The sequence below is a fragment of the Chryseobacterium sp. GM_Chr_2 genome, assembly GCF_026540445.1.
Classification (GTDB): domain Bacteria; phylum Bacteroidota; class Bacteroidia; order Flavobacteriales; family Weeksellaceae; genus Chryseobacterium.
Genome location: NZ_JALNUD010000013.1, coordinates 1 through 12,548, shown reverse-complemented (window position 1 = coordinate 12,548; position 12,548 = coordinate 1). Strand labels below are relative to the sequence as shown.

At 31.6% G+C, this 12,548-nt stretch carries 11 protein-coding genes; 2 read left to right on the top strand and 9 right to left on the bottom strand.

Features of this window, described 5'->3' with window-relative positions:
* Positions 1-59: 59 nt before the first annotated feature.
* From OXQ85_RS17550 to OXQ85_RS17535, 4 genes are all read right to left on the bottom strand, one after another.
* Positions 60-2,471: an ABC transporter permease gene (locus OXQ85_RS17550; protein ID WP_267406166.1), complete on the bottom strand. Its 2,412-nt coding sequence runs from the start codon at positions 2,469-2,471 to the stop codon at positions 60-62.
* Positions 2,472-2,583: 112 nt separating this feature from the next.
* On the bottom strand, positions 2,584-3,309 hold the full coding sequence (locus tag OXQ85_RS17545; RefSeq protein WP_267406165.1) for an ABC transporter ATP-binding protein: 726 nt from the start codon (positions 3,307-3,309) through the stop codon (positions 2,584-2,586).
* 32 nt (positions 3,310-3,341) lie between these two features.
* A complete protein-coding gene (locus tag OXQ85_RS17540) occupies positions 3,342-4,787 on the bottom strand; it encodes a DUF4932 domain-containing protein (RefSeq protein WP_267406164.1) in 1,446 nt (481 codons plus the stop codon).
* A 26-nt stretch (positions 4,788-4,813) separates the two neighbouring features.
* Positions 4,814-6,055: an efflux RND transporter periplasmic adaptor subunit gene (locus OXQ85_RS17535; RefSeq protein WP_267406163.1), complete on the bottom strand. Its 1,242-nt coding sequence runs from the start codon at positions 6,053-6,055 to the stop codon at positions 4,814-4,816.
* 203 nt (positions 6,056-6,258) lie between these two features.
* Here OXQ85_RS17535 and OXQ85_RS17530 point away from each other — a divergent pair, with 203 nt between their 5' ends.
* Both OXQ85_RS17530 and OXQ85_RS17525 read left to right on the top strand, forming a co-directional pair.
* Complete coding sequence (locus tag OXQ85_RS17530; protein ID WP_267406161.1) at positions 6,259-7,602, top strand: sigma-54 dependent transcriptional regulator; 1,344 nt, start codon at positions 6,259-6,261, stop codon at positions 7,600-7,602.
* 23 nt (positions 7,603-7,625) lie between these two features.
* Positions 7,626-8,942 carry an ATP-binding protein gene (locus OXQ85_RS17525; protein WP_267406159.1) on the top strand — a complete coding sequence of 439 codons (1,317 nt, stop codon included), beginning with the start codon at positions 7,626-7,628 and terminating at the stop codon, positions 8,940-8,942.
* Between the two features lie 155 nt (positions 8,943-9,097).
* Here the strand turns inward: OXQ85_RS17525 and OXQ85_RS17520 are convergent, their stop codons facing one another.
* From OXQ85_RS17520 to OXQ85_RS17500, 5 genes are all read right to left on the bottom strand, one after another.
* The gene (locus OXQ85_RS17520; protein WP_267406158.1) at positions 9,098-9,676 is read right to left on the bottom strand and encodes a hypothetical protein; all 579 of its coding nucleotides are present in this window, start codon (positions 9,674-9,676) and stop codon (positions 9,098-9,100) included.
* 17 nt (positions 9,677-9,693) lie between these two features.
* Positions 9,694-10,239, bottom strand: a complete 546-nt coding sequence (locus OXQ85_RS17515) for a hypothetical protein (protein ID WP_267406157.1) — start codon at positions 10,237-10,239, stop codon at positions 9,694-9,696.
* Positions 10,240-10,304: 65 nt separating this feature from the next.
* Complete coding sequence (locus OXQ85_RS17510) at positions 10,305-11,189, bottom strand: hypothetical protein (protein ID WP_267406155.1); 885 nt, start codon at positions 11,187-11,189, stop codon at positions 10,305-10,307.
* 10 nt (positions 11,190-11,199) lie between these two features.
* Entirely contained in the window at positions 11,200-11,793 is a 594-nt protein-coding gene (locus tag OXQ85_RS17505; protein WP_267406154.1) for a hypothetical protein, read from the bottom strand.
* A partial coding sequence (locus tag OXQ85_RS17500) for a hypothetical protein (RefSeq protein ID WP_267406153.1) occupies positions 11,778-12,548 on the bottom strand: 771 nt, incomplete at its 5' end. The genes OXQ85_RS17505 and OXQ85_RS17500, both read right to left, overlap by 16 nt.

The window sequence follows — 12,548 nt, the reverse complement described above, 5'->3', positions numbered from 1 at the left end:
TTGGTTGATGGTTTTTAGTCAATATCTCTATCAACTAAAAACCATCAACCATCAATTCATTACTCGTACTTCAGATATTTTATCAGGTTTACTTTTGTCGCTTGATAAGCTTTAATGCTCACCACAGCGAATGTCAAGACAAGTAAAATAAGTAAGCTTGCAATGAATGGCCAAACAGGCATATCAATTCTATATGCGAAATCTTTCAGCCATTCGTTCATTAAATAATAACTGATAGGAATGCTTATGAGAACGGCAACTAACGTAACCCAAAGGAATTGTTTTGTTAAGCCTAAAATTAATATTCCGTCTGAAGCTCCCAGTGTTTTTCGGATCGCCACATCTTTCAGTTTCTGTTCGATCATTAAAGAAGACAGTGCAAATAATCCCAATAAAGCCACCATTAAAACCATAGCATTTAGAATCGTGAACAATGTTTTTTGCTTTTGATAGGTTTCAAAGGTTTTTGCAAAATTTTTGTCCATAAAAGCAGACTCGAAAGGATAGCCCGGCTCTACATCTTTCATCCAATAATTTTTAAGCCTTTTTACCGTTGCGTTGATATCATCAGCCTTTAATTTTATCTGAATATTGTTCATTGTGTATCGTTTCCATTGTGTTTCTTTATAATGGAAAAACATGATAGGCTCTACTTCATTTTTTAAGCTTCTGATATTGAAATCTTTTACAACCCCAATTATTTTATAAGGTTTAATATCAAATCCGGGTCTTACTTCCCGTCCTAGAGCTTCTTCATCTTTCCAGCCAAATTTTCTCACTAACGCTTCGTTTACCAACAGGGTATTGATGGTATCGGAGGCTAAATTCCGATCCAACCATCGACCTTTAAGCAACTTAACTCCAATAAACTGAAGATAATCATAATCCATCGTCCCATGTTGTGCGTTTAGGCTTTGCTTCATATAATCAAAATTAGAACTGCTGAAATTATTGGTTCCCGGGTAAGCTTCTCCATAACTCACACTTTCCACTCCTTTTATTTTTGATATTTCCGTTTTTAATCGTTCATATTTCATCCAAGGTTTTTTTCCCGGATCATTAAAAGTGATTTGGAAAATCTGATTTCCATTAAAACCAAGATCTTTATTCATCATATATTCCACCTGATAATTAATGATCAGTCCACCAATGATGAAAAAGGATGAAATAATAAGTTGCAAAGTCAAAATCCCGTTTCTCAACCAAATTCCGTGTCTGCTTCTTGAAAAATTTCCCTTCAATGTTTCAATAGCTTTAAAATTTGATAAATAAATCGCGGGAATTAACCCTGAAATTACCGTTACCAAAGTAACCATTCCGAACGAGTAGGCGAAAATATGCCAGTCATTCAGTTTCATTTCTTTATTGAAAAACTTATTGAAGCTTGGTAATAAAATTTCGGTTAAAGCCAAGGCAAGAAAATACGACAACAAACAAATCATGAATGTCTCTAAAAGAAACTGCATAATCAACCAAAATCTTGTCCCTCCGATTGCTTTTCTTACGCCTATTTCTTTAGCTCTCTGAGAAGCCTGCGCGGTTTTCAGGTTGATGAAATTAATGGCAGATAAAACTACAATCAGCACAGAAAGAGAAAATAATATGACTATTGTTTTAAGATCCGGACCGCCAAACCAAGTCGATTTTGCATGTAATTTCATTTCATCAAGGGGCGTTAATAGAGAACTTTGGGGGCCATACGCATCGATAAATTCCTGAGGAGTCAGTCCTGCATTTTTAGCATCTCTATTGGCTCTCATCATCAGAATATCAAAGAATTTTCGCGGGAAAGCATCCGGATCGGCTCCTTTTTTAAGCTTAAAAAAACAGGCGTAATTGAAATTTCCCCATTGCTCTTTATCATTTTTAATCTGCGATACAGGTTGAATGACAAAATCGGGTTTAATATCACTATTTCCTTCAGGTAATTCGTATACAGCCGTTATGACAAAATTTTTATTATCAAATTTCACAGACTCACCCGCAACATTGGTTCTTCCGAAAAGATTTTTAGCAGCATCGGTAGATATCGCAAGATCAGACTCGTTTTTCAGTGCATTTTTATAACTTCCTGAAACTAATTTGAAAGGAAACAACTCAAAAAAATGATCTGTTACATAAAAGCCGTTTTTCTGAAAGGCTGATTTTACTTTTGTCGTCATTTTGAAAGAGATCCCGGTATTGGTCAACAAAGCAAAATCTTCTATTTCGGGAATTCTTTCCTTAGCATTAACGGCCAAAGGGTAAGAAATAGATGATCCATAAGACTTTTCTTTGGTATCTTGAGTCTGAAAAAAATAAATATCATCCTTTTTAGGATTCCAGCTTTCGTAAGATTCTTCGTCATTCCAATGCATCAGGATCAGCATAAATCCCGTAAGACCAACGGTAAGACCAAACAAATTAATAATCGTGGAAAGCCAGTTCTTTTTATAATTTATAAAAGCTATTTTAAGCCAGTTATTCAACATAATTCTAATAGTATAAGGTATGAAACTCACCTTCAACCTGTTTTTAGGTCAAATTTTAAAAAGATGAGTTTTCATGGTTATTAGTTTACTATAATTTAGTTAATGAATTCTTCTAGTTTTGAAACGCCTGAGCTTCAGCTTTTTCAAAAACATCTCTTCTTTGCGTGGCATGCTCTTCATTGAAAATTTCACCATCTTTCATGTTCACAATTCTGGAAGCAAAACCCGCATCGTAAGACGAGTGCGTTACCATCACAATCGTAGAACCTTCTCTGTGAAGCTCTGCCAAAAGATTCATTACTTCATTTCCGTTGGAACTGTCCAGATTTCCGGTTGGTTCATCCGCCAGAATTAATTTAGGTTTCGTGACCAAAGCTCTTGCCACTGCCGCTCTCTGTTGCTGACCGCCCGAAAGTTGTTGCGGATAATGTTTTGCACGATGGCTAATGTTAATTTGCTCCATGATCTCTTCCACTCGTTTTTTTCTTTCAGAAGAAGAAATACCGTTGTAGATCAATGGTAATTCTATATTTTCATATACCGTTAATTCATCTATCAGGTTGAAATTCTGAAATATAAAGCCTATATTTTGCTTTCTGATGATTGATTTTTTCTTTTCGCCAACATTCAATGTTTCTACATCAGCAAATTTGTAAGAGCCTGTGGAAGCATCATCCAGCAGTCCCAAAATATTAAGAAAAGTAGATTTTCCACATCCTGAAGGCCCCATAATCGCTACAAATTCCCCTTCTTTGATATGAAGGCTCACATTATTTAAAGCATTGGTTTGTACGTCTTCCGTTTTATAGATTTTTGATAGGTTTTGAATATTTATCATGATGGTATATTTTTTAGTTTGTTGATTAATTATTATTTCCAGTTTTTAATGGTGTAATTCAAAGTTTTGTTTTGATCTAGGGACAAAGAAACGTCTTTACCTTCTTCAATACCGTCAATAATCCCTTCGGTTTGCCAGCTTCCTTTCGTAAATTTGAATCTCAGATCAGGATATGTTGTGAAAGTAATTTGTCTTGTTGTTTCACTGATTTTATTCAGTTTTATTTTCTGTGGATTCCAACTTCCAATAGCTGACTGATTTCCCGTAATATAAACATCGCCACTGTTTTCAGGCACCGTAAGTTTTACAGTAATTTCATATTTTTCAATAGGTAAATTCAGTTTCATTCTTACTTTTTCTACATTGGTTTCATCTAAAACAGTGAGTAACTCAGGAACAAAATCTTTAATGGTTTTATATTTTTTTCGGTTGTTTTCATACTCCGTCATTTTCTTTTCAAACTCAGGAATAAGAACAAAATGATTATCTTTAATATGTTGCTTTCTTAAATTTTCCGCTAACTTGTGATTGCCGTCAGCAAGAGCAATTCGAATCTCGCCCGTTCTTACAATATGCTCGGCAACACAAGACGGCCAATAAGAATATCCCTGTCCATCCATCTTATCGATCAATGCTTCAGACATCAGATTGTTAGTTTGATTTATTTTATTTTCATATTGACCTAAATGCTGATTCACAAATGAATGTCCAAATTCGTGAGTAATAAGAAAATTGATAGTTTCGGGATGATTAAATCCAAATTCTTTATAGTCTTTGATATTATTTTCTTTTTTTAACGGAACATAGGCACTGCTGATCATGTTGGCAATTTGTCCTTGTTCAGATTTAAACATCGGGCCGTTCCCATGCCAGAAGACTTCGCTGTAAGGCAATACATCAAACGGATTGATATAAAATTTATAAGCGAGAAACTTTTCACCATAATATTTTTCCATTTTTGACATATACGAATCGGGAATATTATTTCGGACTTCTTTTTTTGCGCCTTCTAAAAATTCACCTTGATCTTTAAAGAATTTCTCTAAATTTCTTTCAATATAAAAAAGCCTTAACTGTTCCGCAAACTTTTCGACGGCAGCCCTTTTAGCAGGATCTTTTTCTTCAATGGCATACGCATAGCCTTTTGCTGGAAAAATATTGTGTTTTAATAATACCTGATACGAAAGATCCTGCTGTTGACCAGCCACTTTCAGATAATCCTGCATATCTTTTATCATCTTGGAATTATCATATTTTTCCATTTCTTTATTCGCCAAATCGGCCAATGGAAGATAACTTATATCCGTCTTTCCATCGATATAAAAAAGTCGTCCTTGCTCCTTAGCTACCAAGTATTCCACAATAGAATAGGTCGCAATATTGGGACTGAATTCTACATCTACTTTTACTGACTGAGATTTGAGATCAGCAGCCATCAGATACAGAATAAGTATTAATATACTTTTATATTTCATCATTTAATCTTAGTTTTTATAGTTTCAGTTTATTTTTTAATTTCCAGGATTTCGTATTTCTTGAGTTCAGAATAATCTGAAGTAATCACGGTTTCTCCTGCTTTCAACCCCGAAACGACTTCGTAAGATAACGGATTTTCCCTTCCCAGCGCAACCGTTCTTTTTTCAGCCTTATTCCCTTTTACTACAAATATCCACTTTCCGCCAGTATCTTTATAAAAATTACCTTTAGAAACCATTAGACTTTGAGTATCGGCAGATAGTTTCAGTTTTACGCCAAAAGTCATCCCTATTTTTAAGTTTTCCGCTTTGGCATCCGTGAAATTCAATTCTACAGAAAACTGTCCGTCTTTTACTTCAGGAAGAATTTTAGTAATAATCACTTCATATTGCTTTCCATTGTTTTCCAAACTGCCTTTAATTCCCGTTTGAAGTTTATTAATATAATATTCATCTACTTTTGCAACCAGCTTATATCCATCCATCAAATCAATTTTTCCAATACTTTGCCCCGTCGTAAGATTTTCTCCAATCGAGACAGTAAAAGAAGAAAGCCTTCCCGAAGCAGGTGACATAATCAGGAAATTATTTTTATTGGAACGCAAAATCTGCATACTTTTTTCCATTTGAGCAATTGACGAATTTACCGCGGAGATCTGAGAAGCTCTGGATTTTTTTTCATTAGAAGCACCATTTTCAACGATGGATTTTCTCTGTTTTTGATAATTAAGATTTTGCAAACTTATATCATAATCTGTCTTTTTACCGATTTCGGCATCGTAAAGACGTTTTTGCAAATTGAAGCTTTGCAAGGCTGTATTATAATCATTCTGAGCCTGTAATAATTCTTTATCCTGGGCAAATTCCTGATTTTTCAGTTCCAAAAGAGAGCTTCTCATCTGGCTGATCTGCTGCATAATTCCCGTTTCCTGATTTAGATAATTAAATTCCGTATTCGGATTATAAACCTGCGCAATAGGTTGCCCTTTCGTCAAAATTTGTCCGTCTTCCGCAAAAATTGCTTTAATGGCGCCACCTTCCAGTACATTTACCAACGAAGAATTTAATGATTGCGTTTGCGCTGTCACCATCAGCATATCTTCAAATTTCCCTCGTGTAACTTCATCAGTCTGAATATCTTCCGCTGAAACATTATACGTTTTTTTTTGTTCCATAAAGTAAATACTGAAGACAGATAATCCTGCCACAACCACTACTCCTCCTAAAACAAATTTTAATTTAGATTTCTTTTTTACTATTTTCGTATCCATATTAAAGATAACTCGTTTGCTTACAATTAATTACACAATACAAATACCAAAGAATTATAATTTTGTAATTCATTGAAAATCTGAAACAAGGCTTTTTGATTAACTTTAGAAACTGTTCATTTCCGAACACTTTTTGTGCGAAAACGGACACTTTTAACTTAAACTGAAAAAGAGTTTTGATTTAATTAAATAAAAAACAAATAATGCGTAAAAAAGAAGCTCATATTTTAATAGTCGACGATGATGAAGATATTTTATTTTCAGCAAGAGTTTGGCTAAAAAAATTCTTTTCACAGGTAAGCTGTCTCAGTCAGCCCACGAAAATTTTGAAATTTTTAACTGAAAATCAGATTGATGCAGTGGTTTTAGACATGAATTTCCGAAAAGGATTTGAAAACGGACAAGACGGATTGTATTGGATGAACGAAATAAAAACCCTTGAACCCCAGCTTCCTATCATCTTAATGACCGCTTATGGCGAAGTTGAGCTTGCGGTGGAAGCCTTAAAAAACGGAGCTTCAGATTTTATCTTAAAACCCTGGAATAACGAAAAATTATACGCTTCGGTAAATTTAGCTGTTGATATTTCCCGAAAAAATAAAAAACTAAGCCAGTGGGAAAATATCAATCAAAAAAGTAATCAATATCAGTTAGACACTCACTCCGTAAAAATGCGGGATATTTTAGACCAAATTGAAAAAGTAGCGCCTACCGATGCAAATGTTTTACTTTTAGGCGAAAACGGAACCGGAAAATATGTATTGGCAGAATCAATTCATGAACAATCAGACAGAAAAAGTGAGCCCTTTGTTCATATTGATTTAGGTAGTATTTCAGAAAATCTTTTTGAAGCCGAGCTATTCGGTTATAAAAAAGGAGCCTTTACAGATGCGCATCAGGATTATGCCGGAAAGATTGAAAATGCCCAAAACGGAACCGTTTTTTTAGATGAAATAGGAAATCTTCCGTTGCAGCTTCAGACCAAACTTTTAAGTTTAATTCAGAATAAAAAACTTTCAAGAATTGGTGAAACAAAAGAAAGGCAACTGGATGTCCGCTTTATTTTTGCTACTAATGAAAACCTTAAAAAAGCCGTTGGAGACAACCGTTTTCGTCAGGATTTGTATTACAGAATCAATACCGTTGAAATTCAGATTCCGGCTTTGAGAGAGAGAACAGAAGATATTGATCTTTTGTCACAATATTTTTTGAACCGATACAAACAAAAATATCATAAACCAAATTTAGAATTAGACGAAAATTTATTAACTAAGCTTAAAAATTATCCTTGGCCGGGAAATATTCGTGAATTGGATCATTGTCTAGAAAGAAGTGTAATTTTATCCAACTCAACTGATCTTCAGTTGTTGATGCCTCAGCATGAAGAACAAGAAAACACCATTATTAACCTGAATATTGAGGAAATGGAAGAAGTTTTAATAAAAAAAGCTTTAAAAAAGCACCGAGGAAATATTTCGTCAGCCGCTGAAGATTTGGGGCTTTCGAGAGCTGCGCTGTACAGAAGAATGGAAAAATTCGGTCTATAATTCAAATAAAATTTTGAAATTGAATGAATAAAAATAATTATATCTGGTTGATTTACATTTTACTTTCCATTATAAGCGGAATGTTTTGCTATCACTTTTTTATTGAAGGAAAATGGATTAACGTGATTCTTTTCACTTTGATGATTGCTGTATTTTTATTTCTAGCTAATTCAGCATTTTTAAGTCAAATTTCAAAAACAGAGAAAATTATTTTATCAATTCTCAGAAAAGATTTTTCATTATTTCCTAAAGAAGACGGTACAGAATTAACGAACAGCAGCGTAAAGTTGTATTATCAAAGTAAAAATGAGCATCTATCGTTGTCATCTTATAAGCTTCTTTATGAAAGTATTTTAGACCAACTGGAAATTGGATTAATGATTTTGTCTGAAAAAGATACGGGATGGAATGTTTTTTATGTAAATCCTACTTTTCTTGAAATTTTGCAGATTCCAAAATATAATTCGTGGAATTTATATGAAAATAAAATCCCTGAGTTTTATCAATTGATAAAAGAAACAAATTATGAAAGTTTACAGGATTTTTTTGATATTTCAATTCGTCAGAACACCAAACAATCTTTCTCTTTGAGGACAAAACAAGTTAAAAATGTTCAGCACAGCTTTTATATTATTAGTTTAGAATCTGTTCAGAAAATTATTGAACAAAAAGAAAAACTGGCGTGGAATAACCTAATGAAAGTGATTTCCCATGAATTATTAAATACCTTAACTCCGGTAAACAGCCTGATTCAGAATTTAGAATATATCAGCAATCAGGAGGTCGTAGATAAAGACGATCAACAGGAAATGAAGGAGAGCCTGGCGATTATCAATTCGAAATCCAAACAACTACTGAATTTCGTTAATAATTACCGGCAGGTTGCCGAACTTCCAAAACCTTCACTGGCAAACGTTTCCCTGAAAAGAATAACAGAAAATGCAATCGCTTTTCTTAGGCAGGAATTTGAAAAGAATAAAATTAAGGTTATTACTGATTTAGATGAACAATTTATTTCAGCAGATCAGAAAATGATTGAACGTTGTGTCATCAATCTTTTTCTGAATGCTATTTTTGCAGTGAATGAAAAAGAGGAAAAAATCATTACAATCAGCATTAAACAAAAAAATAACCGCGTCGTTTTAAGCATTTCTGACAATGGATCAGGAATAACAGATGAAATAAAAGATAAAATTTTTCTTCCATTTTTTACCACCAGAAATAACGGTTCCGGAATTGGGTTAACGCTTTCAAAAAGTATTATGGAAGCCCACAAAGGTTACCTGAATTATCAGAGTCTTGATGAAGGAAGCTGTTTTGAGATGTGGTTTTTGAGGTAGAAAACGATAAAATTAGTTAATATTTACATCATAGCTACCTCACTCCAGATATGGTGCTGAATAATGTAAGGAGAAATGTAGGGCATAATTTTATTGATAATGATTTGTTGATCTTCTACCCTTATAAATGTTTCGTTAAATTTCCATTACGTCTATTATCTGCCTATTCTGTTTGCTTTGTTGTTTAAAAAGAGATTTGCACATTTTTCAGAATAATCAGAAACTATTTTTTCCTCGAAATTTTCGAAAAAAGTTTTAGGGAAAATCATTTTTGCTTTAATTGTAGGAATCTTTATCAGTTTTTCTCTTCTTAAGTCATAATAATTCCAATTTCCGATGTAGTTCCCTGTTAATAAATTAACACTTGATTCACCGCTTCCGTCATTATTTGCAGGACCAAATTCATATCTACTCATCCCAATAAGTTGTATTTTCTTCTCAAATTTATTGTATCTAAACTGATAAGCATATCCGGCTCCCATCCAATCAATATCAAGTTCAAATCCATTTTTAGTAGCTCTTATTCTTCCTTGTCCATCCAAAGATTCTATTTCTCCGCTATAAATTTTTTTAAATTTTTTCGTAGAGAGGTGCGCAACTAATTTCAAATTTTCAGCATCAATAGAGATTGTATCTTTAATCCCATCTGCCTCTATATCTTGGATAATTTTTGCCTGGGCTGTAAATGAGTTTGTTATTAACAGTATAAATAGTATTATAAAATTATTTGTCATTTTTTTAATTATAGAAATCAATTTGTCATCTTAATGTATTTATCAGAGATTGATATCATTGATAAATGATTATAATAAAAAGTAAAATTTAGATATGCTTTTTTATTTCCTCTGTATAATAAAATAGTATATCCAACGGCATTTTCTTTTGGAACACTAGGCAGTGTTGATGGAGATCTATATGAAATTGGAAATATTTTTCTGAAAGCTTCAATAGTTGTGGAATAAGAAAAAGTTTTTGTTTTGTATTTAATATAAAATTTTGTTTTTTCTAAATCCACAAAACTTACATAAGCAAGTTTTCCTTTTAAATAAATAGATGCACTATCATTACGTAAGATCTTATCAGGTCGAGTAAGAGAAAAGGGTATTTTTTCATATTGTACATCGTTGCTATTAGAAAGCTTGCCTGCATCTTTTTCAAAATCAATGATTTTTTCTCTTGAAAATATTAAAGAAAAATTGTTGACTTTAAAATCATTAATATCAGCTTTATCAAATTTACTCTGTGCGAAACAGAATGTCGAAATTTGAATGAGAATTAAAAATATAACATTTTTCACTTTTTAGAAATATTGGGATTTGTAATATTTTATTATTGTCTGCATAAAATATGTTTGGTCTCTAATTATTTTATTCTCTCGAAAACTCTTTGAGGAATTTTAGATTGGTCCTTACTTTGAGATTTCATTAACTCAATATATTTTTTATAATTTTTTTCTGCTAAGTCTTTGTTGTCTATTAGCCAATAGCTATCCGCTAAATTGAGATAGGTAACCACTCTTTTAGGAAATTTTTTAATAATTTCATTATAAATGTAAATGGCTTTAAAGTTTTCTTTATCATTTTGGGCTATGTAAAATGCAAAGTCATTATATTTATTGACATTATTTTCTGTCAGAGGTATATTTTTTAATAAAAGGTTTAGATCCTCAAGAGAAAAATTGAAATTATATTTTTTCAAATTTTTAGATGATTTCAGTTTTTCATATTCGTCATTAAAAATTTGGTTGCTTATTTTTCTGTTTTGTAAAGAGTCTTCTAAATACATTTTTTTATTTGCAGGATACTTTTGTCCATCAATTCCTAGTGAATATGGATGATATTTGATAGTAATTGTGGGCATTCGGTTTTCAAATTGAACTTCTGAATTTTCTTCTTTGTATAAGAGCCAGCTATTCACAGAAGAGATGTATTTAAAAAATAAAGTAGTGCTTACCTTTAATGATGCTCCTCTTTCTGCTCCTAAAATAATTTCGCCTTTCTTATTATTTGTATTGATAAAAAAAGTGCTTGTATCTTCATCGTAATCATCGAAAAAGCTATCAAAAGAAGGGATGTCTTTAGTGAATTTAAATTTCCCATTTTTATATAGATAAATTTTATTATTAGATTTTGTATCATATACTATATAATCTTTATTTGCATCATTATCTAGATAACCAATAATTTTATTTTGGCTATAACAAATTATTCCTAAAAATAAAATGAGAAGTGTTGATTGTATTTTCATTTAAGATTCTTTACTTCCACTTATATTCTTTATTTTTTGAATTCAAACAATCTTCAATTTTAATATAAATAGGGCATTGATGACAAATGAGATTTTTTTTATCATTAAAAAAATCAGAATATGAAATTTTACTTTTATATTCAATATTCAGATTTTTTGTACAAACTTCTGTTGCAGGAAATGAATTATAATCATCATCCTTCAATTTCTTTTTATGAATGCTGTTGAAATAAGATAATTGTTTTATGATAAATATTTTATTTTTCTTTCTTTGAAAATATAACCAGTCACTATTTCCGCTGGATGTGCTATTAAATTTTACAATTTTTAAGTTTGAATTTATATTTTTTATTTCAACGTCAATTTCATTTTCAAAATAAGTCTTATCTGAATTTTCTTCATCTTTTCCCATTTCAAAAACGGGTAATTTTATTAAAATTTTTTTATCAAATAACTTATATGAATCCCAATAATAACAATCTTTACAATCCTGGGTAACCTGTTCGTGAAGATTTCCAATTTTTTGATTTTCATTATAAACGGGAATTTGGGCATATAAAAGATTAACAATCAATATTAATAGTATAATTATTTGTTTATGCATTTTGTATCGTATTTAAAAAAATCTTTTGTCCATTTGGTAAAATTAATCCTCTCAGCTAATCCGTTGTCTCCTCCATTAATTGCTTTAGTTACTTTTTTTATAACTTCATCAGAAAAACCTTCATCCATTGCAATCAAGGTTTTTCGCTGCCGAATTGTGGAGTACCAGCCAGCCGAATTGAAAGAATGATAAAGATTTTGAGATAAACTTTTAGCGAATATCTTTAAGTTTTCATAAAAGTTTTGGTTTAGTCCTTTTTCTCTAGCACTGCTACTATTATTGATACATTCACCCACTCCTTCTTTTATTCTTCCTTCTTTATCTCTTTTACAAAACTTTTCATAAATAGAGGTAAAATTAGTCTTGTTTACATAATCATAATAACTTAAGTAATTAAAATCATGAGTAATTTGCTTCATACCTCTTCCCTGAAAAGGTACTCCTCCTTTATAATTACTTGGAACAGAAGATCTGCTTTCATAGGTATATCTAAAATATATTGTTTCTAAATACATCTGTCCAATAAAATGAATTTTCCTTTTGCAAGTATTTATTTCAAATTTTCTAAACATGGAATTCATCTGGTCAGTAAATGCCTTTACTTTTATCTTATTTATTTCATCAGTTAGCTTACCTGAAGATATTCTAATTGAAGATATATATTCAGGTCCCATATTGAAAAATACCTCTCTTTTAGATATCATTTTTTGTTTATCTCGGAGGTTGTAAATAATGTTTATGATTTCTTCAACCGT